This is a genomic window from Ningiella ruwaisensis, from assembly GCF_004798935.1.
Lineage (GTDB): Bacteria > Pseudomonadota > Gammaproteobacteria > Enterobacterales > Alteromonadaceae > Glaciecola > Glaciecola ruwaisensis.
In genome coordinates, this window is record NZ_RAHT01000002.1 from 479108 (window position 1) to 503700 (window position 24593).

Genomic DNA, 24593 nt, shown 5'->3' on the forward strand with positions numbered 1-24593 from the left:
AATTTTAATAAGGAAGATTTATGCAAATAAAGCTAATTGGCATTGCCTATTTAAGTATTCTTGGTTGTTATTTAATTGCCGACTTTATATGGCTTGGCTTTGTTGCGCGAAGCGACTACAACTCTAGCATGGGCCATCTTATGCGAGATAGTTTCCCTATGTGGCCATGGATTGCGTTTTATCTGATTTATAGTGCGTGCATTTTACGCTTGGTACTGTTCAATGGAAGTAAACGAACATTTGCCAGGGTCACTGTTAACGCTTTATTTCTAGGGCTTGCTGCCTACGGTGCTTACAATTTGACTAATTACGCATTACTTAGGGAATGGCCGCTAAGCATCACTTTTACAGATTGGATTTGGGGTACAAGCTTAACCACGGTATCTGCATGGGCAGGTTATTTAGCTTTATCTATTGCGTCTCGTAAATTGGCAGATAAAGCGGGAGACAAAGCTTCTGCGTAAACACGCATTTGATCAATCCGACTCAAAAAGCTTTCATATTCTAATTGTGAAAGCTTTTTTTTATCAAAACGTTTTAGCACTGCAATCCCCTGTTTAATAACTGCATCAGCATTTTGATGCGAGAGACTTTGATTTTCTTTTAGTGTAAAAAGCAGAGCAAGAAGCGCATTAAACCCATCTAGTAAGGCAATTTGCACAGAATTATGGTCAAGGCTTTGCTGGCGAATTTGGTTGAATGCGCAGCCTAACATTCCGTCAAATGTGGGCTGACGCGTAATAACTCTGAGGGCGTCCCTATCATCGGTAAGCAATCCTCTAGCGATTTGCTTATCAACAATCAAACTAAAATTTTCGGTAAGCGCGTGGACACAATGGATTGCGGTATGAGGGTCATTAATCCCAGGGGATAGCGCTCGCAAGGCGAGCTCAACCAGCTGGTTAATTGCAAATTCAGGATCTTGAAGTGAGGTGCGAGCACTACCAAAAATGAAGCAATTTTCTACCTCTTCTTGTGTGACATCAATACTGCGATTCTCATCTTTACCCACCAAAACCTCTAGAAGTGCACTTTGCTGAATAACATGATGACCAGCTCGCACCGATAATTTAAATACGCAGGCATGCTTTGCCGCCAAAATACACAAACCTTCGTAATTAATCGCCTGCACATACGCACATTCTGTGCTGTGAATGACTTGTTTGCAGTGTAAGTCCTGATCGTCAACCAGTGTACTGCCTAAAAATAACTTGTCTTCAAACTGTTGAATAAAGGCGTTTATATCGCTCTTCAATGAATCTGAGGTTCGTCTAATTACGGTGTCGGCCTGGATGGAAATCGCGATATGATGAAAAAAGTAAATGAGGGTAAACACACTGAAAAGCGCTAAAATCAAGGCGATGGATACACTGATACCTGGAAGAAAACTTGCGCTAGGGTCGGTTCTCACCCCCCGTAGAATAATTAGACAATAAACAAAGGTAGCGGTAAAAACGCCAAGCACAAATTGATTTCTTCTGTCTTTGATGAAGTTTGCAAGCAGACGAGGCCCGAACTGTTGAGAGGCGGTAGTCAATACGACAAGTGTGATAGAAAACGCAATACTGGTAATAGTAATGACGGCTGTGGCTATTACTTCTAATAAACCTTTTGCTGACGTTGGCTCCAGGTTATTTATCCATGCAGAAAGTGGATAGTCTTTATCTATAAAATAATTATCAAGCTCGAGGCTTGCCAGCGCTAGCGCCGCACAAAATAAAATCGACAAAGTTGGAATAAACCAAAAACTTTGTCGTAGCGCCAGAAGCTGGCGTAATACATATATTATGAATGTAGAAAGCGCAAACCCGGAATTGGATTTGCGCCACGAATGCGTATTCATTCATTATTCGTCTTTTATGAGATCCATTGATGCTCGATTTTTTACAGTCGCATTTGCGTCACCGGTTAATTGCTCATAAATACTAAGAATACGCTCTTCCTCCTCCGGTGTTGGATTGACAGCATATAGTTCCGTTCCATCCTCAGTATGTCTCACCTGCACTGGATAAGCCAAATCAGCAATGACTAAATCTAAACGCGCCGTAGGTTCAGCCACTTCAAACATTTCTGACTTATCTTTGCCCTCAAGAAGCGTTTTATCGCTCGTTTGCTCAGTGACTTGCGCTACTGCGCCAAATGCGGTTGAAAGCGCAAAGCCTGCGACAACAAATGGAATCGCAACCTGTTTTACTTGTTTCTTAATTAAATTATTCATCATTTCTCCTTTACTCATATTAAACAGCTTACGCGAGTTAATCGTTTTGACCGTTTGAACTGCTTTCAGTATTGTCCTTTGATCCGCTTTCGCCACTAGTTGACGCTTGTTTACCCGAACCTTTGCTTGATTCTTCGCTAAGCATCGCCTTAAGTTTTTCTCCGCCTTTGATGCCAAAATCCAAGGTGCGAATGGGAAAGGGTATTAGGATATCGTTTTCAGCCAATACTTTATGCACAGTAGCAACGCCTCTATGCCTTGCCTCGACAAACCCTGTATCACCTGGGAAATCAATCCAAAACCATACTAATAAGTTTACGCAACTGTCTGCAAAACCTTCTGCGTAAACGTTTAAGTCATCTTTTCTTATTATCCAATCTTCTTGCTTCAATCGCTCAACAATGACTTCTCGTGCTTTATCCACATCATCTGCATAGGAAATTCCGACCTTTACCTCAACACGACGATATCCCTCATGAGAGTAGTTGGTAACGATATTCCTGAATAAAATTTTATTTGGAATAATTTCCATCTGTCCGGAATAGGTTTCAACCAAGGTGTTGCGCAAGTTAATCGCTTTCACTACTCCAAACACGTCTTTAGCTTCAATCACATCGCCAATTTGAAAAGGCTTGCGAATTCCCATTGCAATTCCCGCAATAAGATTTTCTGTCATATCCTGGAAGGCAAATCCGATTGCCAAACCTATGATGCCTGCACCAGCAAGTAGTGAGGTGACTGTCCCTGTTAATCCCAGAAATTCAAGCGCAATAAAAATACCCGCCGTGAAGACAATGACTTTAAAAATGGCGGCAAGCAAATCAGCAATTTGCTTAGATTCAAACATTTTATGCAGCACGTTCGACATTATTCGACCGGCAATCCTTGCAAGAATGGCAAACACAATCGCTATTAATAGCGCCACCACCATATTCGGTAGGTGTTTGATCCCCATCTCAACCCATGAGTCTACTTTTTCATAGATCAGCGTCCAAAAATTGTTGACTGCATCAAACTCCAAATCTTTGTCCTCTATTTCCAACTGCGCCTGTTACTACAAATCAAAATCACAATTAAGTGTGATTAGTAAAACCTTATGAATCAGCCGCGTCTTGCACCTCTTCACCCGCATTTTCGATATCTTCACCTGCACCTTCAATGGTCGCGCAGCCACCTAAAATCATTAATACACAAAGTGCGCTCAGTAATTTTTGTAATTTGCTAGACATGGTGTTTCCTTAAATTTTAATGTTTGTTAATAAGAAAACTCGAGCAAGTAATGCCCGAGTTTTATCAGTTAGCAGTCTTCATCTTTCGCGTCGACATTTTCTTTTACATCTTCGCAAGCATCTTCAACGGCGTTACCCGCATCGGTTACTGCTTCGTCAATTGCTTCTCCTGCCTCTTCTGCATCGTTGTCTGCACAAGCTGCAAGCGTAAAAGCCATTAAAGCAACACTTAAAAAGACGCCAAATTTTTTCAGTATGATTTTCATTAACCCTCCCTATCTTCCTGTGTTTCTATGCTTTGGGTTTTTTACCGCGTAATGCATTCGCCACTAGCGAGAGCACTAGAAGTACTAAAAATACAAAGAACAGAATTTGTGCGATTCCTGATGCAGCACCCGCAATTCCACCAAAACCGAATACAGCTGCGATTATTGCAATAATAAAAAATGTAATTGCCCAACCTAACATAGTCTTTCTCCTCTTTATTAAACTTACGTAATAATAAATGCGAGACTTGTACCAATATTTAAACCATTGATTTTAATGGTGTTTTTATATTTTGAAGGGAATATCAGAGGTTTTATTAGAAGAAATTACATAAGCTCAGGTAGAACTTACTTAGGTATAACTAAAGTGAATGAATGACTGATTTGAAAATAATTGGTAAATCTGCAGGCAAAAAAAATGCGGTTAGCAAACCGCATCTTTGAAAAAGTTATGATTCTACTTGGTGTAAATTTCTGTTGCGCCCTCAAGTTTTGAGCGCATTTCGGCTTCGTTGCTTACAAAGGTATATTGATTATTCCAATCGCCTTGAGGCTTCTCGCCAATAATAAAGTGTTTTACATCCAAATCAGGTGCGTTTAGTACCAAACGGTCAGAAACTCTTACCGTATTTCCATCAATCGGCTGTCCGGTTGAACTTAAACTTGAAATAACCATTAGTCTTCGGTCTTTTGCAAATACTCGCTCAATGTTCAGCTCGTGCATGCTATCTTTTACTTCAGCCTCTACGATGATAGTACGCTCCATTCGCTCACTGTCATCATCGGGCATATTTACATCAACATAGGGTACGTCTACTTCTGTTTCTTCCATGGCAATCACCACCTCAGGAACCATGACCGTTTCCGTTTTAGTGCCGACATCGACATTCGCCCAATCCACCTCATAGTTAGGTAGCTCCCCAGCATCTGCACTAACATCAACATCTACTTCCGGCATTTCTCCAGATTGCGTTTTTTCTACATCACAGCCTGAAAGTGCAATTGCCGCCATTGCAATAGTAAGTAATTTATATTTCATGTGTAGTCCCTCATCTGTTTCGTCTAATGTAAATTGTCTGGATAGCGTTCTAGCTATTCCAGTTAGGTCGACTATCTTTAAGCAAATAAGACACCATAAAAAATTTACAATATAATCAATACTTTGATTAGTTGTTTTGCGCAAATAAGAAATGGTTCGTAAAATTAATGCACGTTGTTTGTAAGAAGGTCACACGTTAAGGTAAATATATGACCATCTGAAAGAAGCAATATCGGCAACTGATAAGTTTGATGCGAGCAAGTACTCACAGCGAAGGGCGTCTGAATACTTTTATCGAATTAAATCTGATTCATTCGCCTCTATAAATTTGATCCAGTGAGGTACGACTCCCAGATTATGCAGCGTCAGTTTTATACAAACTAATAGCGGCACCGCCACCAGAACCCCTACAACGCCCCACAGCCAACCTGCCAGCAATAACCATAGTATGATAATAAGCGGATTAACCTGCATATTTTGCCCTAAAATTGCGGGCGTAATGAATTGTGATTCCATAATATTGATCACCAAGAAGATAGCGCTTGGTAGAAATGCGTAAGGGCTCATTCCGAATTGCACGCCTCCAACGATCAATAAAATAAAGAGTCCAAAGGCAGGTCCCAAATAAGGCACAAAATTTAGAAAAGCGACTAACACGCCCCAAAGTAGCGCATCATCAACACCAAAAAATGCGAGCGCTATCGCCGTTACAATACCTAATCCTAAATTTATTAAACTTACGGTAACGATATAGCTTGAAAGCGCCTGCTGAATTTCTTTTACCAATGCCCGGGCTTTTCGCTTGTTTTCAACTGCGGGAAACTCGTTAACAAAAACGCTGAATAATGGAGGACCAAAAATGAGCAGGAATAATATAAGAATTAAACTGGTAAATAGCTGAGCAAAGAATATGGGCGTGCCAGCCAACATTGAAACAAGCGCATTTAATCCGCCTTGCTTGATCTGCTTTTCAACAACGCCATCTTCTTCGTCAACTTCTGTCTGCTCTTCTTCACCAAACCAGCCCGAAAAAAAGCTTTCTTCTTTAGCTTGTATCTCTGCCTCGTTCTGGTGAGCGAATAAGGTTTCTATTTCTAATAGCTCTTGTTTAATTTGCATTGAAACTTTGGGCACAAGTTTAATCCATCTTTGAATTGGCTCGGTAAGCTCTATCGACATAAGTGTAAATGGCGTCACTAATGTGGCAAGAAGCACAATCGCTGAAATGCTTCTTGGAATATGAATGCGCTTCAAGCGTTTGACCAAGGGACTTAAGAGCAGTGAAATCAAAATCGCAAACACTAAAGGGAGAAGTAAGGACTGCGCAAAGTAGAGCGTATAAATCGCGGCAAAAGCAACCAGCACTTTCAATAGTTTGACAATAAGCTGACCTGAGGCCTTTTGGTTTTCCCCAGTATTTTCACTGTTGTCCGGTGTGTCTGTTACAGCATTATTCATACATTCTTCTCTGACTGTTGAAACTATCGCAACTGAGCAAGCAAGCTACGCAAGAAAACTAGGCAAAGACATAGTTCTTGCGCGCTTCTACAAATTAATTGTGCGCAGTTCTGCAGTATTTGAGCCAAATAAAAAATATAAATAAAGTTATTTTTAATCAATGATTTAAATAATTTAATCCAGACAAAGAAATGAAGATGTAAAGAAATTATTGCGCTATTTAGTATAAAGTTTACTGCTTTTTGAGATTTGTCTTTGGCGAATTAGAATAAATGGCAAATGGATGCAGTCTCGCTCTGCTGAGTCGGATAAGCTTGCATATATAAACCCGTAATTTTATATAAACGCTAATTGGCAAACCTTTCACAAATCCTTGTCAAACTTACAGCCTAATGTTCACATCAGGCAAAGTCAGCGATACAAGGATACATATTGCCATGTTTATTCAGGAACTTTTGCCCGACATTTTTTTACGAGCAGCGTGTCTAACAACATTTGCGATGCTTTGGGTCGTAATTTTAGTGCGCGTTAATGGTTTGCGTTCATTTTCTAAAATGACCAGTTTTGACTTTGTGATGACCGTTGCCATCGGCTCGATGTTGGCAGGGGCGAGCCAGTCAACGCAATGGTCAGGCTTCCTGCAAACGATGTTAGCAATGGCTATGCTATTTGTTGTGCAATACTTAAGCGCAAGAATACGAAAGTCGTCTGACACGTTTAAATCACTTATGCAAAATAAGCCCATATTGTTGATGCAAAATGGACAGATTCTGCATGATGCGCTGCAAAAAACGCGTGTGGCAGAAAGCGATTTAATTGCAAAATTAAGAGAAGCTAACGTTCTTGATTTGTCTGAGGTAAGAGCGGTAATACTCGAAACTACAGGCGATATTTCTGTGTTGCATGGCAAAGAATGTGACGAACGCTTGTTAAGTGGCGTACAAAAAAAAGGCGAGCAAAAAAGCGCTGTAAACAAATGACAAGTTTGCTATCTTGAGCAATCATCAGATTTCGTTTTAGGTCAACTTTTTATGTTAAAGACAGACTTTATGTTAAAGACAAGCGCAGCAAACATAACTAAATTAAAGATGCTTTCTTTAACGAGTATCAGCGCAATTTTTTTCTTCAGCCTGAGCCAGCAAGCCTATGCTCAAGAAATGAATCAAGCACTGCAACAGGAAACGCAGCAAGAAACGCAGCAAGAAAAAATAGCCAAGGATAATAGGAATCAGACTTCTGCAATTCGACTGTCTGAACCCGTAGAAACAAGCAAAGATGCAGAGATCTTTGGCGCAACGTTGGACGAAACCCTACCCGTAGTTAATCTGAAGCAATTAAGTGAATCACCTTCTAATTATGTCGATAAAGCATTTATGCTTAAAACAAAAATCAGCAAGGTGTGTCAGAAAAAGGGCTGCTTTTTTATAGCGCAAGAAGGGGATAAAACGATACGTGTTGCTTTTAAAGACTATGCTTTTTTTATTCCCACCGATTCAGCCAATAAACTGGTAACTCTAAACGGCACATTGGTGAAGAAGGAATTAAGCGAAGCACAAGCAGCGCATTTTAATCAGGATTTGCAAGCTCAAACTATTAATGAGAAAGCTTCAAACCCTGAAGTTAATAGCGATGATGCCGTCACGCCTCTGTCGGCCGGTGTTGTGTACGAAATTCTAGCGAGCAGTATTCGTATTCCCATCGTTCTTGCTGCCCCCTAAACAATTAGGTGACTGAGGAACTTGACCTCGCTTTTTTACCCACTCCTCTTCTGTGTACGTGTGTAAAGCGAGGGCATGAACTGGCCCCTCCAGCTCGTCTTTAAGCGCCTGATTGATAAGACGATGTCGTTGCAATAAACGCTTGTCATCAAATTTGCTGCTAATGGCGGTCACTTTGAAATGAGTTTCGGAGTTTTCCGGAACTGAATGCATGTGACTTTCATTTTCAACCGCCAAGTAGATAGGATTCAGTAGAGCCTGTAGTTTTTGTTCAATACTTTTTTGCACCTTCTTTTGCGCTGGGTCTTGCACGGCGTCTTGTTGCATGCTTGTATTATTTACTGATTCAGTCACACTTACTCTCCTGCTCGCCTGAAAATTGACATTATTTTACCTTAGTAAGCTTTAACATGGGTGCACAAACCTAAAAGTAAAGTTCATTCGAGGCTCGTTTATTCTTTTTGATTTATGGATCCCATGCTGCCAATATTGCTGCGTGTTTCCACACATAATCAAAAGACTTCCATGATGAAGCGGGACTCGATGTTTTTGGCCACTTTTCATATGTTTGAAATCAAAATTTCGACTAGCACCCAAACTGAATGACGCGATAATAGGCTGCTTGCCCAACTCGGATTCATTATCAGCGTGCATGCCCATACTATCCTGTCCATCGCGATAATAATTGACCAAGACTGAATTAAAGGTAGTTTGACAGCTTTGTTCACAGTACTTTTTCAAAGCATAAAGCTTTTTATCCCAAGCTAAGGCAGCCATTTGAATCCCAGAATAAGCATAAGAAGCATCCTTATCGCCATACCATGCTTGTAAGCGAGGTACCTTCAATTTATTACCAAATAAGCTAATCTCAGGCTGACTCCACTGTAAAGCGTCTTTAAAATACAAAAACAGTTTATTCGCCGTAGAAGCTTGCATCCAGTTATGCATGAGCCAAACTTCTGCATCGGGCATCTCTAGCTTTCGAAAATTCGCAGCAGGCTGCTCGCTATTAGAGTGATTGCTACCAGGGGCGTCGCGATCAGCATCTTCGCAGTACTGAAAGTCGCTTTGGTTAAAAAGTGTTGGTTGAACAGGATGCAAGGCAAGCTTTACGATGGATGATATAATGCTGCAAAGTGTAACATTAAAGAACAGATTCATTGAAAACGAATACACAATTTTTAATCAACGATTGTCAACTTGAGCTGTATCGATTTCCCAGGCAAGCATCGCATAGCGCCTTGCAAGCGTGGGATGCAGCAGATGAGTATCTACTCAATCACTTGTACGAAAATGAAGATTTAAACACCTTAGTGTCTGCCAATATCGCTATTATTAACGATGAGTTTGGGGCGTTAGGCTGCGCTTTATCTGCAATAAACAGCAAGGTAAAAGACGCAAATCAAATCAATCAACCGTTGGCAAATATCTATACATTTTCAGATTCGTTTATGAGTCATCAAGCGCTTAAACAAAATCTTGCACATAATCTTAAACATAATTTTAAACATAATTTTAAACATAATCACTTGGATGCTGTTCAGGCGTATGACGTTCTTACTTTGTCTGAGTCTTCTTCTGATAAATTTTCTGAGCAAGTATCTGATAAAAAACTACCCGATTGTTTTGACTATGTGTTGATAAAAATTCCGCGCACGCTTGCACTTTTAGAACAAGAGCTCATAAGCTTGAGCCAATACATTAGCGAAGATACCAAAATCATTGCCGCAGCAAAGGTCAAGCTGGTAAGCACCAATGTTTTAAAACTGTTTGAGCGTTACATTGGTCCCACTCGAACTTCTTTGGCAGTTAAAAAAGCAAGGCTAGTGTTCTGCTGTGCAGACGAAAAAACGTTCAAAATAGCGGTGGAGCATCCACCCTCGCTCTATCCAACTATTGTCACCGACCCTGCTCTGGATTTTGATTTGTACAATCACGCTAATGTATTTTGCCGTGAACAACTAGATATTGGTGCAAGACTGATGCTCGAGACTTTTCGCAACGAAATTCGCAGCAAAGATAAAAGTAATGAAAAGCAAAACAGGATAAATGCACTTGATTTGGGCTGCGGAAATGGCGTACTTGGCATCGCCTATCTGCGAGAAAATCCTAATGCCACAATGACCTTTGTTGACGAATCATTTATGGCGGTGGCCTCAGCGCGACTGAGCTTTGAACATGCTTTTTCTGAGCAAACTCAAAAACCTGGCGTAAACTTTATGGTAAGTCACTGCTTACAAACTTTATCAGATGAGTTGTCACAGCATCCTTCACAGCAAATCGCTAAAGAAATGGATTTGATACTGTGTAACCCTCCCTTTCATCAACAAAACGTCATAACCACGGATATTGCCTGGCAGATGTTTTTGGATGCAAGAAAACATTTGAAAAAAGGGGGGGAATTGCGCGTTGTGGCTAACCGCCATCTACCGTATTTTGAAAAATTAAAACGCTTATTTGGAAATTGCTCGCTACTAGCTAACAACCGAAAATTTGTCGTGCTTAGCTGCATCCGTTAAAGTTATAGCCAGTAACTATTTATTAATCCTATCGTCAAAGCCATTTGAAAGGACAATCTATGAATGTATTAACGCAATTCGCTCGCGCTATCTCGCTTATCGGCATGGTGAGTATAATGTTCGGTTTTTGGGGGGCAGAGGCGATTGCACAGCAAGTTGACCCAAGTAAGCAAGCGGGCGCGAAAATTCAGCCTGATAACTTTTACCCACGAGTAAAGTTAGAAACTAGCATGGGTGATATTGTGATTGAACTTGATCGCAAACGCGCTCCATTAACCGTTAATAACTTTCTCAACTATGTGGCGCGCAAAGAGTACGATAATACGCTTTTTCATCGAGTTGTGCCGGATTACATTGTACAAGGGGGCGGTTACACACCGGAATTTGAACCAAAAGAAGAAGGTGAGCCGGTGTTTAATGAATCAGGAAATGGCCTAAAAAACACCTGGTATTCAATTGCCATGGCGCGCAAAGATGACCCGCACAGCGCTATTCGTCAATTCTTTTTCAACGTAGATGAAAACGAAAATCTCGATCCTGGTAGAAACTGGGGCTATACCGTTTTTGGTGCTGTAGTAGAAGGCACCGAAGTTGTTGATGCTATGGGACAAGTCGAAACTCAGTACAAGCCATTGATACGCTTTCAAGATGTGCCAGTGGAGCCGATTATTTTAAAAACTGCAAGCATACTGCCCGAGCTAAGTTTCGACTAGTCGCGAACTCAAGGGTTACAAAAATTACAATAGAATGCAGAGGCATATTGTTCCTCAACAGTTGCCTCATCTGTGAAGCCACAAGATTTGCATTGAGCTATTTTTGATTTAACGCGCGTGGTGGCTTGTTCACATAGCTCACAAGGCAAGCCTCTAAGCAATTTGTCGAAGATGAAATCTGGCGCCTGACAGGATGGGCAAAGGCTACTTAAGCGCTTAATTAACTGCTCGCCAGCCAAGGCAATAAGGCCCTGTCGCTCCGGGCAGTTCATGGCTCTGAAATCCGGATGCAAAAAAAACGGGAACGACTCAGAAGTTGCAGCTTCAATCAATTCACTTTCTTTCTTGCTTTGGCCTGATAAAACTTGCTCCGATGCCGCAGACTGTGCTTTTTCACCTTTGCAGATATACCACGATTGTCCGGGGTGCGCCTTTAGGACTGCGCGTAAGGCATCGATATTTTCAATTCGTTTTATTCCTGTGGCGATAGGCTTAGAAACAAGAGCGAGCACTTCGATATTGTTTTCAAGGTCGACATAAGCAAGGATCTCTTGGTCAACAACGCCTAAGCAAAATTCAGAATTAAAACTTCCTTCACTGCCAATGCCTGTTTTTGAATCAGTAAGTTCGCACGCTAAATACGCTTTTTTAAGTGCAGTCTCTTTTGCAGATAGTCTTCTTGTTATTTTGTGATCAAAGCTGCCAAGGCTATCAGTATCAAACTTATCAGTGTGAGAAAGATGCAAATTAGCGAGCCGCTTGAAAACTGGGCCGAGGATCTGCTCCTTTTTGTGCTTAGTAAGAATCACTGCACCAGAGGGGGCGTTTTGATAGAGACGGGAATGTTGTTGAACGTTTTGTGAAGACATATTTAATTTATCTATGTTTGATAACTAATAGCTTATTACGACCGTTTTGCTCTATCGATGCTTGCCCGAGACAAAATAAGACAAACGAAAAGGGAATAAGCATTTTTTCTGCGACTAACTATACTACTGTGGTACTTCACACGAAAAGCGAAAGTTTTTTTACTATAGATTTTTTTGAAGATTATTCACAAAGATTTAAGTATTGCGTTCACACAAATACACAAACAATTGAAGGATAGCGAATGAAAGCGTCAGATTTAATGGTAAAAGCGCTCGAAGCTGAAGGCGTCGAATACATTTTCGGCATACCCGGCGAAGAGAATTTAGACTTATTGGAATCATTGCGAGACTCAAGCATCAAGCTAATCCTGACACGGCATGAACAGGGCGCTGGTTTTATGGCTGCCACTTACGGCAGGCTAACTGGCAAGGTTGGCGTGTGTTTATCCACCTTGGGGCCAGGCGCTACAAACCTGGTAACGCCTGCGGCATATGCACAATTAGGTGCCATGCCAATTCTAATGATCACCGGACAAAAACCCATTAAAACAAGCAAACAGGGCCGTTTTCAGGTGATTGATGTGGTCGACATGATGCGCCCCCTGACAAAATATACGACCCAAGTGGTCAGCGGTGACCGCATACCCTCTGTAGTGCGAGAAGCCTTCAGACTCGCCAGTGAAGAGCGACCGGGAGCGACGCATATTGAGTTACCGGAGGATATCGCTGCTGAAGAAACCAAAGCCCCCCTTTTGAGCCCTAGCGCAGTAAGACGCCCAATTGCTGAATACAAAGCAATTAATGCCGCGGTAGACATGATTGAAAAGGCAAAATCGCCTGTCTTATTAATAGGTGCTGGCGCCAATAGAAAACTGACTGCCAAAATGCTTGGCCAGTTTGTTGAAAAAACCGGCATTCCGTTTATCACCACGCAAATGGGAAAAGGCGTCATTGACGAAAGCCATCAAAAATTTATGGGTAACACAGCCTTATCGTCTGGCGATTTTGTACACCGGGCAATTAAACGCGCCGATCTTATCATTAACGTTGGGCATGACGTTGTTGAAAAGCCGCCTTTCTTTATGGAAGTGGGTGGACAACAGGTGATGCATATTAATTTTGAAACGGCTGCCGTTGATCCGGTTTACTTCCCGCAACTTGAAGTAGTGGGTGATATTGCCAATAGTATCTGGCAGATTAAAGAAGCAGTACAGCCGCAAGACCACTGGAAGCTCGACTTTTATGATGACGTGCATCAGGCTTATTTTGAGCATAGATGCGCCGCTGAAAAAGATGATCGCTTTCCAATACTGCCTGAGCGACTGGTTAAAGAGGTGCGAGATGCTATGCCAAAAGATGGCATAGTCACACTCGACAACGGGATTTATAAGATCTGGTTTGCCCGTAACTATCCTGCATATTACCCGAATACGCTTTTGCTCGACAACGCACTTGCGACCATGGGAGCGGGTTTACCTTCTGCCATGGCAGCTAAACTTGTGCACCCTGACAAACCGGTTATTACCGTTTGTGGCGACGGCGGCTTTATGATGAATAGCCAGGAAGTGGAAACCGCGGTTCGTTTGAACCTTCACATCATCATTATTATTTTGCGCGATGATGCTTACGGCATGATCAAGTGGAAACAATCTAATATGGGCTTTAATAACTATGGCCTGGATTACAACAATCCTGATTTTGTAAAGTATGTTGAAAGCTACGGTGGCATGGGGCATCGCATAAAGGCTGCAAATGAGCTCTCCCCGCTCATTAAGCAGTGCTTGAAAGAAAAGACGGTACATCTAATCGACGTGCCAGTTGATTATAGCCTCAACGATGAAACGCTGAATAAAAAAATCCGCGAACTAAGCGCAAAACTTTAACGTTTTAAGGAGGGCCATGATGCCTAAACAAGAACTGTCAAAACATGAGCTTGCTAAAGCCTACCCCTATTATCTTGCCAACAAAGCAGTCTATGCAAATGAGGATTTAGAGGTCATCAACAAATACACGCAGCAACTTGCCACAAAGGTTGCCATGGCTGATGCTGCGGTTATCGATAAAGCCATAGAGTATGCTGAGAAAGCGCAAAGCGCGATGAACAAACTTCCACCCTACAAACGCCAGGCCATATTAGAGCATTGTGTAGAAGGATTTAAGAAGCGTTTTAATGAACTGGCGCATTCTCTGTGCATTGAGGCAGGTAAACCTATAAAAGATGCAAAAGGAGAAGTGACCCGTCTAATTGACACCTTTAAAATCGCAGCGGAAGAATCGGTTCGAATCAACGGCGAAGTCACAAATTTGGAAATTGCAGAGCGCGCTAAAGGCTACACCGGCATGTACAAACGCGTACCAATCGGTCCTTGTTCGTTTATCTCGCCCTTTAATTTCCCGCTTAATCTGGCCGCACATAAAATCGCACCTGCAATTGCCGCCGGCTGTAGTTTTGTATTAAAGCCAGCCAGTCGCACGCCAATTGGCGCACTTATCATCGGAGAGATCCTTGCTGAGACTGATTTACCCGAAGGAGCGTTTTCAATACTACCTTGTAGTCGTGACGGTGCGGATTTATTCACTACCGATGAACGATTTAAGCTCTTGAGTTTCACGGGCTCTCCCGATGTTGGCTGGAAGTTAAAAGCCAATGCAGGCAAAAAGCCGGTTGTGTTGGAGCTTGGAGGTAATGCAGCCTGCGTAGTAGATGAAGATGCCGATTTAGAAGATGCAATCGAGCGCATTATTTTTGGCGCTTACTATCAATCAGGTCAAAGCTGCATAAGCGTGCAAAGGATCCTGATTCATGAATCCATTTACGATGAATTTAAATCGCGTTATGTCGAAAAGGTAAAAGCCTTGGTGCATGGCGACCCAAGCAGTGAAGATACATTTATTGGTCCTATGATATCTGAAGGAGAAGCAAAACGTCTTGAAAAATGGATAGACAACGCCGTAAAGGCAGGGGCTAACAGTCTTTGTGGGGGTAAACGTGATGGCGCAATGCTCACTGCTTGCATTTTAGAAAATGTTCCAAAAAATTGCGAAGTCAACGCTGAAGAAGCCTTCGGTCCAGTTTCTGTCATCAGTAAATTTTCGGATTATGACGAAGCGCTCAAACGCGTCAATGACAGTCAGTTTGGACTACAGGCCGGTATTTTCACGCGCGACATTTACAAAGCGCACAAGGCATGGGACGAACTGCACGTAGGAGGTGTGGTGATTGGCGACGTACCTAGCTGGCGAGTTGACAACATGCCTTACGGCGGCGTGAAAGAATCGGGACTTGGAAGAGAAGGTATTCGCTACGCGATTGAGGATATGACAGAAATTCGTTTAATGGTGCTTAGAACGCCACAGTAGGCCTAAGGATTCACTCTAAGGCACCACAATAACAGGCGTAAAGAAATGAAATGGAGAAAGGCAAATATTATTATTTGCCTTATTATTATTGCCTTTTATTGTCACTAGGTTACTAGGTTTAAACCAAAGCGAGATTGTGATAACCCGAGATTGTGATTACAAACAAATACTAGCTTGAACTCGAAAGCGCAGACTGAATAACTTGGGCATGCTCAAGCAGATCATGTCCTAAATCAGTTAAATAACCACCGTCTGGCTGTTGCACAATACCCTTTTTATATAAGCGCTGCGCCGCTGCAATTACCGCCGGATCAGCATCTTTGTGTATTTTAAGCCCTTGCATCAAGCTTTTATTCGGAAATTTTAAAATGAGATTAAGTTCTTCCATCAGTTCTGCGTTAAGCGACATAGTAGCCTCGTTTGTGTGTATAAGGTAATAAGCTGAAAAGTACGTTATCTTTGCGCATTTTGCATGAAATTGCATAACTAATATAGCTCAGATATAGCTCAGTTATAGCACGGATAGTTTTTCAGCGCGCGCTTGTCTCTTGGCGAATGTCTATTTGAGATACTGGCGAGGATGTAAGTACAGTTTTTACTGTGTCGAAATCGACTTCAGGTAGGTGTTCAAACCCGGGTTTGGCAAAATAAAATCCCTGGAAATATCGAAAACCCATTGCGTACAGCATTTTGATTTCTTCAATGCTTTCTACTCCCTCGACGATAATTTTATTTGAATTATCATCAAGCAAACGCTTAACGTCTTTTACGATGCGCTGGCGACGAGGGTCACTGTCTATGTTGATGATGAGCGACCTGTCAATTTTAACGATATCAGTGTGCACGTCACACAGAAGTTTGATTCCTGAGTAGCCTGCGCCAAAATCATCAATCGCTGTTTGAAAGCCCCGGCTTTGATAATCGTTGATAATGCTTATCACATGATTGGTATCGTAAACTGATTCGGTTTCAGTAAATTCGAAAATAATTTTATCAATGGGAAACTTAACTTTCTTTGCCGTTCGAAGAGTAGCGGCGATGCATCGAGATGGCTCGTACACAGCATTAGGCATAAAATTAATTGAGAGGTAAGTATCAATTCCGAGTGAAGCAGCCAATTCTATGGCCTTTACACGACAGGCTTGATCAAGGGAATAAATATCTTCTTTCGGCACGGCATTAAATACCTCTGCCGCGCCGCCACCACTGGCCGTTCGAACCAGTGCTTCATAGCCGTAAACCGAAAATGTATGTAAATCAACAATAGGCTGAAAAGCCATCGAGATGTCGACTGCCAAGGCCTTTGATTCTATACATTTTTCACAATTCATAAATATAGTGTCTCTAGTAACAGACAGTAGTATAGACGTTTATCGGCGCATGCGCTGAAAAACTTACCAAATCCTGATGAAATTAGACCAAAGTTGAAACTACGCTTGATTAAAGTCAAATGTAAGCACTTCCTGTATATGAGATTTGCCCAAACTTAGCATTATTAAGCGATCCATACCTAAAGCCACGCCGGCACATGAAGGCAATCCGTGCTCAAGCGCAGCTAAAAAGCGTTCATCCAAGTCTCGTTGCGGTTTACCTAGTTGACGCCTGAGTTCGTTATCCTTTTCAAAGCGCATTCGCTGCGTTTTTGCACAGGTGAGTTCCTCAAAACCATTCGCAAGCTCAATTTGCTTGTAATACACTTCAAACCGCAAACCGAACTGTCCGCTATCATCGAGTTTGGCAAGAGCCGCTTGGGAAGCAGGAAAGTGAGTAACAATGCAAGGCGCCTCTGCGCCAATATAAGGCTCGATATAGGTATTGAATAACAGCTGTAAAAGTCCGTCTTTTGCAGCCTCCTTACTTAGCTTGCCGCAGGTGCTATCCTGATAAATGAGCTTTGCATAATCACGGATATTGTCCGCACAACACAAATCCAAAAGCGTTTTCAGGCTTGCCCGATTTGGCTCAAGTTCAAAATGCGTCTGAAACAGCTGTGTGTATGTCACTTGTTGATGCGAATCGGTCTTCAAACATAAACGCAAAAGCTCGACGACTTCATCAATTAATGCCTGCATGTCGAATCCTGAACGATACCATTCGAGCATAGTAAACTCAGGATTATGATAGCGCCCTATTTCATCATCTCTGAAACATTTGCTGATTTGAAAAATATCGCTAAAGCCAGCGGCAAGCATCCGCTTCATGGCGTACTCAGGAGAGGTTTGTAAATAAAAGGTCTTATTTTCCTTCGTCTCTGCTTGTTCTGACTCAGATCTAATAACGGTGAGCGGATCTAAAAAGGGGTCGCTTACGCTATGGCGAGATAAACAGGGGGTTTCCAGCTCAAGCACATTGCGCTTTTGAAAAAAGCGGCGAATTTCAGCAAGCAGCGCTGCGCGTTTACGCAGCGTCTCAATACTTGCGCCAGGTTGCCAGTTTAGCAATTTATTTTTGTGCGCGTGATACGTACTCGCCACTGCGGGTGTCGACTTTTATCACTTCACCTTGTTGCACAAACAATGGTACACGTACTACTGCTCCGGTGCTTAATGTAGCAGGTTTGCCACCGGTACCGGCTGTGTCGCCTTTAAGACCTGGATCGGTTTCAGTAATTTCAAGCTCTACAAAATTTGGTGGAGTAACGGCGATAGGGCTTCCGTTAAAGAGAGTGAGCGTGCAAACGTCGTTCTCAACAAGCCATTTTGCATTGTCTCCCACTGCTTTTGCGTCAGCGGCGATTTGCTCAAAGGTCTCATTATTCATAAAATGCCAAAATTCACCGTCGGTATACAAGTATGCCAAATCGGTATCCATTACGTCTGCGCCTTCCACACTCTCTCCCGAGCGGAAGGTTTTTTCGAGGACTTTACCTGATATGAGTTTGCGAATACGCACACGGTTAAAGGCTTGGCCTTTACCTGGTTTTACATATTCATTTTCCAAGATAGAACAAGGTTCCCCGTCTATCATAACTTTAAGACCCGCTTTAAACTCGTTAGTGCTAAAATTAGCCATTAAATTCTCTATTCCTTTTACTGTAGCAACTCGTATTGTAGCTTCTTGTACTTTAGCAACTTGTGCTGTAACAACTTGTACTGTAACAAATAGTTGCTGGAAAATTAAAACATGCAAATAATACCTAAAAAAACAATTCCTGTAACGATCCCTTTAGATAAATCAAACGAAAGCAGTTGGCAAAGTGAATTGGCAAATGCGTATACCGACCCAGCATCTTTGCTCAATTATTTACAGCTTAATCCCGAAGATTATGCACAACACTTTGCAGCGCGTCGATTATTTAATATGCGTGTGCCCCGCCCATTCGCCAAACTGATGCAAACAAATAAATGGGATGACCCACTGCTTAAGCAAGTCTTTCCGGCAAAAGAGGAGTTTCAATCACATCCGGATTTTGTTGGCGATCCCCTTCAGGAACACAATAACGCCCTACCCGGCATTTTGCATAAATATCAAAACCGCGCGCTTTTTATTGTCAAGGGTGGATGCGCCGTTAATTGCCGTTACTGCTTCAGACGCAGCTTTCCTTACGAAGAAAACGCAGTTAGCAAAGCGAAATGGCGAGATGTGCTTAATTACGTTGCTAAAACCGATGCACTAGACGAAGTAATTTTTTCGGGTGGCGATCCGCTCATGGCAAAAGACTCTCATTTGGCATGGCTCGCTGAGCAAATTAGCCAAATTCCACACATTAAACGCTTACGCATTCACACCCGCTTTCCCGTTGTTATTCCGCAGCGAATTAACGATGAGTTTTTAAGTTGGTTTGCTAAGGTAAAGCTTCAAAAAATCATGGTGTTTCATATCAATCATGCTAATGAAGTCTCACCGGATTTAAAAAGCGCTTGCGCAAAATTGAGAGGTGCAGGTGTTCATCTGCTCAACCAAGCGGTTTTATTGCGGGGGATAAACGACAGTGTGCAAGAGCAAATTGCACTAAATGAAGCGGTATTTGAAGCAGGCATTTTGCCTTACTATTTACATTTGTTGGATAAGGTGGAAGGCGCATCTCATTTTGATACACCACAAGATAAGGCGAAGCAAATTATGGCTGAAGTGATAAAGCGTCAGCCGGGCTATTTGGTGCCCAAACTCGTTAGAGAAATTGCTGGGCAGCCCGGCAAAACACCGATTGATCTTACATTGCACCCGTAGCGCATTTAGGCATAAGTGTTAATAATACTGCCTGCGCTACCGCTACTTGCCGGGGCTGGCGGCATGGCCGCCGACTCGAGCAATTCGAGCGCTGCTTTACCCTGCATCTCCTGCTGATTGTTAGCCATTTGAGCAGATTTAATTTGCAGCGTGTATGCAAGATCGGATGTACCTTGTATTTGCATTAGATCATCCTGGTTTGCTTGTAGCAAAAGCTTAAAGCAGGCACAATTACCCGCTTATTGATGAGTATCGGCAATGTCTTGAGTAACCTAAGCTTAAACATCGTTTTACAACTGCACTATTTTTACAACCGCACTATTTTTATAGCTGCGTCATAACTGCGAAACAGGAAAAACAGATTTTATATGGATAAAGTCATTTCAGCGCTTAATGAAAATTTACAACTGATTTACCGCAAAGCCTTAGATGCGGATGCGGTGCTAGATTCTTTGCAACAAAGCGGAAAAGGAAAGTTTCAAACTATCTTTTCAGGCGACACACCATTTCATACCAGAAGTAAGCGTTTTAAAGACTACATTGAAGAAGTCGCAGGAGATGTTGCCATTCTTCAAGGGAAAGGAGATTTATCCGAGCAGGATAAACAGCAAAAACTTCCGCTTATCGTAAAAAAACTGGAATTGCTTATCACTACCTTGGAGCAGTTTAAACAAAGCCTAAAGGAACCGTAAGCAAGCCAAAGGTGTTAAAAAAACCGCTCAGCTTGCAGAAAAAAGCGTCTAAGCTAAAGCAAAGACACTTTTGTGAGGTTCTTATTAACTCATAAGAAAACTCATAGAAATAAGTGCGCTGACGCCCTTTAAGAAACTACAGCTTTTCAACCTTGTAGCCCTTTTCTTCCAGCAAGTGCAAAAGACCGTCATCACCGGCTAAGTGCGCAGCGCCCACTAAAACATACTCAGTATTATCATCGCCAAACATCGCTTCAATTTGCGGCATCCAGGCGTTGTTTCTGTCGACCATCATCTTCTTGTAAAGCTCCGGGAAATCACTTTTTAGCTGCGTTATACCCGCTGCTTCCAACCCTTCTAAATCGCCCGTTTTCCAGGCTGTATAAAGAGCATCGATAATCTCGGAGGTTTGTGAAATCTCTTCCATCGTATAGGCAATAAGTGCATTAGGGTCGCCGTTATCGAAGCTGTCGAGTAAAGCAAACTGCGTATCCACAGACTCGAGCCAGGCAATAGACTTGCCGTCTTCAGTGCCTTTGTTGTGATAAAACGCATCAACGCCTTCACTAACAAAGCCCTTTGCCTGATATTCCATAACCGTAAGAGTAAGCATCGCACCCGTAGCACTTAAGGCGTCAAACTGCACGATAGGAAGATTGCGGTCAATCAAAAACTGCGTAAAGGCTTTACCCGTCTCGTTATCTAATTGTTGAGAGAGTTTTTGACCTGGCGGCTGCATCATAATTGGCAGCATTTTAGCTTGTACTACCGCAGGGTCTTTAAGCGCAGCAATATCTGTTTCAAAAATCAGTTCATCGGCTTTGCTATAAGCTTCCTCGTAGGGAGCAGCAAGCGGAAAATCAGCCTCGGTAAGAATGTGAATGGTGCCGCCAATATACACAACATCGTTATTTTTACTGATTTTATACACTGAAGCGGCGTGTGCAGCAGACACAACAATTGTGCCTACAACAAGAGTAGAAGCGACCAACCGAGCAATGGTCTTGACCAAAAAAGCCTTTTTCATAACTACAATTCCGTATTATACAAAGACTGCAATATAGCTGAATGAGTATCGGGTGTCACTGATTCAATCGTCAGGCAAGACAAGTTCGGAAGCGTTTTGAGCCTATTGCGAAACAGGCAAAGCTTGTAATCGCTGATTGATCAAATCGACTGCTTGCTGATAGGCAGGGCTATCAACCGCTTGGTATTTATTTGCAAATGCTTGCGCATCCAAGCCTTCATCTAATTGTTCCAGTGAAGGGAAGAACAGGAATTCATCATCTGAATGTGCAATTAATGTCTGGATGTTTTGCGCATGCTCCGGGTCAACCGCTAGTTTGGCAAAGTGAGCTCCTGCCAAATCTGCTGCCAAATCTGTAAAGCTGTAACCTGAGCCGCCTTCTCCCCTATCCATTAATTCTTTAAATTCGCCCACGGCAATACTAAAACCTTGCTCGGAGAGTAGTTTAATTGCTGCAGAATAAACAAAATGTAAGCTTAAATCTTTTCTGCCAGCAAGCGTGGGCGCTTTAGGAGCTGTTGGCATATTCGTAATAGGAATATTGATATCACCAATCAGCCGGGCAAAGCGATAATTACCCGTGTAAACGGCCAAAGCCAGCAGCGCAGCTTCATTCTCCACTTCAGGTCTTAGCGTATCGCGCCTAAGCGCCTCTTTCATAATTTCATTTAGGAAATAGGCGAGCGATGGATTGGGCGTGGCGCGTTGTTCATCACCTGGCAGACGACTCAAAAAATTGATGTAATAGCTTATTTGGTTAAGCAACTCACGTTCTTGCGCGCTTATTTGCCCGGTATCAATGGTTTTTAAAGATTGAAACAGCGTTTCAGCTGGATTTAAGAGCAGCGTGACTTGTTGGGCTTCAATCTCAATTGCTTGCACCCAGTCAATAGCGCGGGTAGCGACGTCGCTGTTTGTATAAGCGTTTGCAACGATTTCTGACAAATACAGCCCCAAATTCCCAGGTATGGATATATCGCCCAATTTTATATAGTTAAGGTGTACGCGTTGAGCTGAAGCGAGACTGACTTCAATATTCGCATAAATATCTAGCGGCCAGCTTGCCAGAAGATAGGTAAGTTTCAGGATGGCTTCATCCTCTTTGAAGTGCAAATCAGCGCTGGCCGGCTTGTGTGCTCTTTGAAAAAAACCCGCTAAACTTTGCGCCTGCTCCAAAGTCACTACTACAGAATGCTCACTTTGCCTGTCGGTAGATACTTTGCGAACCTGTGAAAGCAAGCGATTCACCGAGTCGGCTTTTTCTACCTGCTCGCCGGAACTGGCCTGAACCGCAGGTGCCAAATCAAAACCCAGCACCACAATAATGATGGCAAGGCCTAAAAGTGTTAACAAAATAATTTTAAGCGTGCGCAGCATGCCTTGACTCGTTGTTATGCACTGTGGGTGTGTCTGTTCACACTAATCCACAATGGCTAAGTTACCTTTACTTTCTAACCAGGCTTTTCTGTCTCCAGCACGTTTTTTGGCAAGTAACATATCCATAAGTTCAAGCATGGTTTCGCCATCTTCACTTGTTAGCTGCACAAGACGACGGGTATTTGGGTCCATAGTGGTTTCGCGCAATTGGAGTGGATTCATCTCACCCAAGCCCTTAAAGCGCTGAACGTTTACTTTACCGCGTTTTTTCTCCGCCTCAATCCTGTCCAATATGCCTTGCTTTTCAGATTCGTCGAGGGCGTAGAACACTTCTTTACCCACATCGATTCTAAACAGTGGCGGCATGGCAACATACACATGCCCTTGGTCTACCAAAGTTCGAAAATGCTTCACAAATAAAGCGCATAAAAGGGTTGCTATATGCAGGCCGTCAGAATCCGCGTCGGCTAATATACAAATTTTGCCATAGCGTAAACCCGACAAATCAGATGAATCCGGGTCAATTCCCAAAGCAACCGAAATATCGTGAATTTCCTGCGATGCCAGCACTTGAGAAGAGTCCACTTCCCAGCTATTCAGGATTTTTCCGCGAAGGGGCATTATCGCCTGAAACTCTCTGTCTCTGGCTTGTTTGGCCGAGCCACCTGCTGAATCCCCTTCCACTAAAAATAGCTCTGAGCGCGCATTATCCTGAGTCGAGCAATCTGTAAGCTTACCCGGTAAGGCCGGGCCTTGAGTCACTTTTTTACGGGCTACTTTTTTACTGGCTCGTAAGCGTTTTTGTGCATTATTAATGCACATTTCGGCCAGTGATTCAGCCACATCTGTGTGCTGATTAAGCCATAAGCTGAATGAATCTTTTACTACGCCTGAAACAAACGCAGACGCTTGACGTGACGATAATCGCTCTTTGGTTTGTCCGGCAAATTGGGGATCATGCATTTTCGTCGATAAGATATAACAGCATCTGTCCCAAATATCCTCAGCGGTAAGTTTAATTCCGCGCGGAATAAGATTTCGAAATTCGCAGAACTCTCGCATCGCATCGAGCAAGCCTTGACGCAAACCATTCACATGCGTGCCACCCTGCGCGGTGGGGATTAGGTTTACATAACTTTCTGTTACCATTTCACCACCTTCAGGCAGCCACATCACAGCCCAGTCGGCGGCCTCACCGTTGCCTGAAAACTGCCCGACAAAGGGTGTGTCATCTGGTAAGGTTTCAAAGTCTTTTACAGATTGATACAGATAATCCCGTAAACCGTCCTCAAAATACCATTCCTGGCTTTCTTTGCTTATTTTGTTGTCGAAGCGAATGCGTAAGCCTGGACAAAGTACGGCTTTTGCACGAAGCACGTGCAATAACTTACTCACGCTGAACTTTGACGAGTCAAAATACTTAGGGTCTGGCCAGAAGTGCACGCGCGTCCCGGTATTCCGTTTACCGCAGGTATCAATCACTTTTAAATCTTCGATTTTATCGCCATTGGCAAAAACGATTTGGTAAACTTCACCCCCCCGACGGATCGTGACTTCAACCCGCGTTGACAGGGCATTTACAACCGAAATCCCAACTCCATGCAAACCGCCAGAAAATTCATAGTTTTTGTTGGAGAATTTACCCCCTGCATGAAGCTTAGTCATTATAAGCTCAACGCCCGAAATCTTTTCTTCCGGATGAATATCAACAGGCATGCCTCGCCCGTCGTCAGTCACTTCTAGGGACTGATCTTCGTGCAAAACTACCTTAATGGTTGTGGCGTGCCCCGCTAATGCTTCATCCACACTGTTGTCAATTACCTCTTGACTTAAGTGATTAGGACGCGTGGTATCCGTGTACATGCCGGGACGACGTTTAACTGGCTCTAGACCGTTGAGAACTTCAATTGCATCGGAATTATATTGATTGCTCATGTT

Annotated in this window: 28 protein-coding genes; 9 read left to right on the forward strand and 19 right to left on the reverse strand. The window is 42.7% G+C overall.

The window, feature by feature from the left end; translation table 11 throughout:
• Nucleotides 1-20: 20 nt before the first annotated feature.
• Nucleotides 21-464 (forward strand): DUF2177 family protein, encoded by a 444-nt coding sequence (locus D6V41_RS05545; RefSeq protein WP_136250479.1) that lies wholly within the window; start codon nt 21-23, stop codon nt 462-464.
• On the opposite strand, the gene D6V41_RS05550 is transcribed toward D6V41_RS05545, so the two are convergent.
• The 8 genes from D6V41_RS05550 to D6V41_RS05585 form a co-directional block, all read right to left on the reverse strand.
• Nucleotides 398-1843, reverse strand: a complete 1446-nt coding sequence (locus D6V41_RS05550) for a DUF2254 domain-containing protein (protein WP_136250480.1) — start codon at nt 1841-1843, stop codon at nt 398-400. The genes D6V41_RS05545 and D6V41_RS05550 overlap by 67 nt on opposite strands.
• A 3-nt stretch (nt 1844-1846) precedes the next feature.
• On the reverse strand, nt 1847-2218 hold the full coding sequence (locus D6V41_RS05555) for a hypothetical protein (RefSeq protein ID WP_136250481.1): 372 nt from the start codon (nt 2216-2218) through the stop codon (nt 1847-1849).
• A gap of 37 nt (nt 2219-2255) precedes the next feature.
• Entirely contained in the window at nt 2256-3239 is a 984-nt protein-coding gene (locus D6V41_RS05560) for a mechanosensitive ion channel family protein (RefSeq protein WP_136250652.1), read from the reverse strand.
• Nucleotides 3240-3312: 73 nt separating this feature from the next.
• A complete protein-coding gene (locus D6V41_RS05565; RefSeq protein ID WP_136250482.1) occupies nt 3313-3447 on the reverse strand; it encodes an entericidin A/B family lipoprotein in 135 nt (44 codons plus the stop codon).
• A gap of 68 nt (nt 3448-3515) precedes the next feature.
• On the reverse strand, nt 3516-3713 hold the full coding sequence (locus D6V41_RS05570) for a hypothetical protein (RefSeq protein WP_136250483.1): 198 nt from the start codon (nt 3711-3713) through the stop codon (nt 3516-3518).
• A gap of 25 nt (nt 3714-3738) precedes the next feature.
• Entirely contained in the window at nt 3739-3915 is a 177-nt protein-coding gene (locus D6V41_RS05575) for a DUF1328 family protein (protein ID WP_136250484.1), read from the reverse strand.
• Between the two features lie 255 nt (nt 3916-4170).
• Nucleotides 4171-4752, reverse strand: coding sequence for a hypothetical protein (locus D6V41_RS05580; RefSeq protein WP_136250485.1), 582 nt, complete (start codon nt 4750-4752; stop codon nt 4171-4173).
• Between the two features lie 291 nt (nt 4753-5043).
• Nucleotides 5044-6210 carry an AI-2E family transporter gene (locus tag D6V41_RS05585; protein ID WP_136250486.1) on the reverse strand — a complete coding sequence of 389 codons (1167 nt, stop codon included), beginning with the start codon at nt 6208-6210 and terminating at the stop codon, nt 5044-5046.
• A 437-nt stretch (nt 6211-6647) separates the two neighbouring features.
• Here D6V41_RS05585 and D6V41_RS05590 point away from each other — a divergent pair, with 437 nt between their 5' ends.
• Together D6V41_RS05590 and D6V41_RS05595 are read left to right on the forward strand one after the other, a co-directional pair.
• Nucleotides 6648-7190, forward strand: coding sequence for a DUF421 domain-containing protein (locus tag D6V41_RS05590; RefSeq protein ID WP_136250487.1), 543 nt, complete (start codon nt 6648-6650; stop codon nt 7188-7190).
• A 69-nt stretch (nt 7191-7259) separates the two neighbouring features.
• Nucleotides 7260-7928, forward strand: a complete 669-nt coding sequence (locus D6V41_RS05595; RefSeq protein ID WP_241664432.1) for a DUF4920 domain-containing protein — start codon at nt 7260-7262, stop codon at nt 7926-7928.
• Here D6V41_RS05595 and D6V41_RS05600 read toward each other — a convergent pair.
• Nucleotides 7884-8255, reverse strand: coding sequence for a BolA family protein (locus D6V41_RS05600; protein WP_136250653.1), 372 nt, complete (start codon nt 8253-8255; stop codon nt 7884-7886). The two genes, D6V41_RS05595 and D6V41_RS05600, sit on opposite strands and share 45 nt — an antisense overlap.
• Before the next feature lie 78 nt (nt 8256-8333).
• Entirely contained in the window at nt 8334-9089 is a 756-nt protein-coding gene (locus D6V41_RS05605; RefSeq protein ID WP_241664433.1) for an alpha-ketoglutarate-dependent dioxygenase AlkB family protein, read from the reverse strand.
• Between D6V41_RS05605 and D6V41_RS05610 the strand changes: the two genes are divergently transcribed.
• The gene (locus D6V41_RS05610) at nt 9089-10447 is read left to right on the forward strand and encodes a methyltransferase (RefSeq protein WP_241664434.1); all 1359 of its coding nucleotides are present in this window, start codon (nt 9089-9091) and stop codon (nt 10445-10447) included. The two genes, D6V41_RS05605 and D6V41_RS05610, sit on opposite strands and share 1 nt — an antisense overlap.
• Before the next feature lie 59 nt (nt 10448-10506).
• Nucleotides 10507-11160 (forward strand): peptidylprolyl isomerase, encoded by a 654-nt coding sequence (locus D6V41_RS05615; RefSeq protein WP_241664435.1) that lies wholly within the window; start codon nt 10507-10509, stop codon nt 11158-11160.
• Nucleotides 11161-11168: 8 nt separating this feature from the next.
• Here the strand turns inward: D6V41_RS05615 and D6V41_RS05620 are convergent, their stop codons facing one another.
• Nucleotides 11169-12029: a DUF6671 family protein gene (locus tag D6V41_RS05620; protein ID WP_136250488.1), complete on the reverse strand. Its 861-nt coding sequence runs from the start codon at nt 12027-12029 to the stop codon at nt 11169-11171.
• A 242-nt stretch (nt 12030-12271) separates the two neighbouring features.
• On the opposite strand from D6V41_RS05620, the gene D6V41_RS05625 reads away from it, so the two are divergent.
• Nucleotides 12272-13912, forward strand: coding sequence for an acetolactate synthase large subunit (locus tag D6V41_RS05625; protein WP_136250489.1), 1641 nt, complete (start codon nt 12272-12274; stop codon nt 13910-13912).
• Between the two features lie 19 nt (nt 13913-13931).
• Nucleotides 13932-15389, forward strand: a complete 1458-nt coding sequence (locus D6V41_RS05630) for an aldehyde dehydrogenase family protein (RefSeq protein ID WP_136250658.1) — start codon at nt 13932-13934, stop codon at nt 15387-15389.
• Between the two features lie 169 nt (nt 15390-15558).
• Here D6V41_RS05630 and D6V41_RS05635 read toward each other — a convergent pair whose 3' ends face one another.
• From D6V41_RS05635 to efp, 4 genes are all read right to left on the reverse strand, one after another.
• The gene (locus D6V41_RS05635; RefSeq protein ID WP_136250490.1) at nt 15559-15798 is read right to left on the reverse strand and encodes a TIGR02647 family protein; all 240 of its coding nucleotides are present in this window, start codon (nt 15796-15798) and stop codon (nt 15559-15561) included.
• A gap of 121 nt (nt 15799-15919) precedes the next feature.
• On the reverse strand, nt 15920-16720 hold the full coding sequence (locus D6V41_RS05640; RefSeq protein WP_136250491.1) for an EAL domain-containing protein: 801 nt from the start codon (nt 16718-16720) through the stop codon (nt 15920-15922).
• A 99-nt stretch (nt 16721-16819) separates the two neighbouring features.
• Nucleotides 16820-17863, reverse strand: coding sequence for an elongation factor P--(R)-beta-lysine ligase (gene epmA / locus D6V41_RS05645; protein ID WP_136250492.1), 1044 nt, complete (start codon nt 17861-17863; stop codon nt 16820-16822).
• Nucleotides 17832-18401: an elongation factor P gene (efp, locus tag D6V41_RS05650; protein WP_136250493.1), complete on the reverse strand. Its 570-nt coding sequence runs from the start codon at nt 18399-18401 to the stop codon at nt 17832-17834. Before efp ends, epmA begins: the two co-directional genes overlap by 32 nt.
• Before the next feature lie 111 nt (nt 18402-18512).
• On the opposite strand from efp, the gene epmB reads away from it, so the two are divergent.
• Nucleotides 18513-19559: an EF-P beta-lysylation protein EpmB gene (gene epmB / locus D6V41_RS05655; protein ID WP_136250494.1), complete on the forward strand. Its 1047-nt coding sequence runs from the start codon at nt 18513-18515 to the stop codon at nt 19557-19559.
• 5 nt (nt 19560-19564) lie between these two features.
• Here epmB and D6V41_RS05660 read toward each other — a convergent pair whose 3' ends face one another.
• Complete coding sequence (locus D6V41_RS05660; RefSeq protein WP_136250495.1) at nt 19565-19744, reverse strand: hypothetical protein; 180 nt, start codon at nt 19742-19744, stop codon at nt 19565-19567.
• Nucleotides 19745-19927: 183 nt separating this feature from the next.
• Between D6V41_RS05660 and D6V41_RS05665 the strand changes: the two genes are divergently transcribed.
• Nucleotides 19928-20251 carry a hypothetical protein gene (locus D6V41_RS05665; protein ID WP_136250496.1) on the forward strand — a complete coding sequence of 108 codons (324 nt, stop codon included), beginning with the start codon at nt 19928-19930 and terminating at the stop codon, nt 20249-20251.
• A 136-nt stretch (nt 20252-20387) separates the two neighbouring features.
• Here D6V41_RS05665 and D6V41_RS05670 read toward each other — a convergent pair whose 3' ends face one another.
• The 3 genes from D6V41_RS05670 to parE all read right to left on the reverse strand — a co-directional run bounded on the left by D6V41_RS05670 (nt 20388) and on the right by parE (nt 24590).
• On the reverse strand, nt 20388-21278 hold the full coding sequence (locus D6V41_RS05670) for a TraB/GumN family protein (protein ID WP_136250497.1): 891 nt from the start codon (nt 21276-21278) through the stop codon (nt 20388-20390).
• 102 nt (nt 21279-21380) lie between these two features.
• Nucleotides 21381-22655, reverse strand: coding sequence for a YfiM family lipoprotein (locus D6V41_RS05675; protein ID WP_136250498.1), 1275 nt, complete (start codon nt 22653-22655; stop codon nt 21381-21383).
• Between the two features lie 42 nt (nt 22656-22697).
• Nucleotides 22698-24590: a DNA topoisomerase IV subunit B gene (gene parE / locus D6V41_RS05680; protein ID WP_136250499.1), complete on the reverse strand. Its 1893-nt coding sequence runs from the start codon at nt 24588-24590 to the stop codon at nt 22698-22700.
• Between the last annotated feature and the right edge of the window lie 3 nt (nt 24591-24593).

Bases quoted from the DNA above. Each gene is read 5' to 3' on its own strand.
- D6V41_RS05555 (WP_136250481.1), bottom strand. From the start codon at position 2,218: ATGAATAATTTAATTAAGAAACAAGTAAAACAGGTTGCGATTCCATTT.
- D6V41_RS05665 (WP_136250496.1), top strand. From the start codon at position 19,928: ATGGATAAAGTCATTTCAGCGCTTAATGAAAATTTACAACTGATTTAC.
- D6V41_RS05660 (WP_136250495.1), bottom strand. From the start codon at position 19,744: ATGCAAATACAAGGTACATCCGATCTTGCATACACGCTGCAAATTAAA.
- D6V41_RS05625 (WP_136250489.1), top strand. From the start codon at position 12,272: ATGAAAGCGTCAGATTTAATGGTAAAAGCGCTCGAAGCTGAAGGCGTC.
- D6V41_RS05580 (WP_136250485.1), bottom strand. From the start codon at position 4,752: ATGAAATATAAATTACTTACTATTGCAATGGCGGCAATTGCACTTTCA.
- parE (WP_136250499.1), bottom strand. From the start codon at position 24,590: ATGAGCAATCAATATAATTCCGATGCAATTGAAGTTCTCAACGGTCTA.
- D6V41_RS05605 (WP_241664433.1), bottom strand. From the start codon at position 9,089: ATGAATCTGTTCTTTAATGTTACACTTTGCAGCATTATATCATCCATC.
- D6V41_RS05565 (WP_136250482.1), bottom strand. From the start codon at position 3,447: ATGTCTAGCAAATTACAAAAATTACTGAGCGCACTTTGTGTATTAATG.
- D6V41_RS05630 (WP_136250658.1), top strand. From the start codon at position 13,932: ATGCCTAAACAAGAACTGTCAAAACATGAGCTTGCTAAAGCCTACCCC.
- D6V41_RS05545 (WP_136250479.1), top strand. From the start codon at position 21: ATGCAAATAAAGCTAATTGGCATTGCCTATTTAAGTATTCTTGGTTGT.
- D6V41_RS05595 (WP_241664432.1), top strand. From the start codon at position 7,260: ATGTTAAAGACAAGCGCAGCAAACATAACTAAATTAAAGATGCTTTCT.
- epmB (WP_136250494.1), top strand. From the start codon at position 18,513: ATGCAAATAATACCTAAAAAAACAATTCCTGTAACGATCCCTTTAGAT.
- D6V41_RS05550 (WP_136250480.1), bottom strand. From the start codon at position 1,843: ATGAATACGCATTCGTGGCGCAAATCCAATTCCGGGTTTGCGCTTTCT.
- D6V41_RS05675 (WP_136250498.1), bottom strand. From the start codon at position 22,655: ATGCTGCGCACGCTTAAAATTATTTTGTTAACACTTTTAGGCCTTGCC.
- D6V41_RS05590 (WP_136250487.1), top strand. From the start codon at position 6,648: ATGTTTATTCAGGAACTTTTGCCCGACATTTTTTTACGAGCAGCGTGT.
- D6V41_RS05615 (WP_241664435.1), top strand. From the start codon at position 10,507: ATGAATGTATTAACGCAATTCGCTCGCGCTATCTCGCTTATCGGCATG.
- D6V41_RS05585 (WP_136250486.1), bottom strand. From the start codon at position 6,210: ATGAATAATGCTGTAACAGACACACCGGACAACAGTGAAAATACTGGG.
- D6V41_RS05640 (WP_136250491.1), bottom strand. From the start codon at position 16,720: ATGAATTGTGAAAAATGTATAGAATCAAAGGCCTTGGCAGTCGACATC.
- D6V41_RS05635 (WP_136250490.1), bottom strand. From the start codon at position 15,798: ATGTCGCTTAACGCAGAACTGATGGAAGAACTTAATCTCATTTTAAAA.
- D6V41_RS05600 (WP_136250653.1), bottom strand. From the start codon at position 8,255: ATGCAACAAGACGCCGTGCAAGACCCAGCGCAAAAGAAGGTGCAAAAA.
- D6V41_RS05620 (WP_136250488.1), bottom strand. From the start codon at position 12,029: ATGTCTTCACAAAACGTTCAACAACATTCCCGTCTCTATCAAAACGCC.
- efp (WP_136250493.1), bottom strand. From the start codon at position 18,401: ATGGCTAATTTTAGCACTAACGAGTTTAAAGCGGGTCTTAAAGTTATG.
- D6V41_RS05670 (WP_136250497.1), bottom strand. From the start codon at position 21,278: ATGAAAAAGGCTTTTTTGGTCAAGACCATTGCTCGGTTGGTCGCTTCT.
- D6V41_RS05575 (WP_136250484.1), bottom strand. From the start codon at position 3,915: ATGTTAGGTTGGGCAATTACATTTTTTATTATTGCAATAATCGCAGCT.
- D6V41_RS05570 (WP_136250483.1), bottom strand. From the start codon at position 3,713: ATGAAAATCATACTGAAAAAATTTGGCGTCTTTTTAAGTGTTGCTTTA.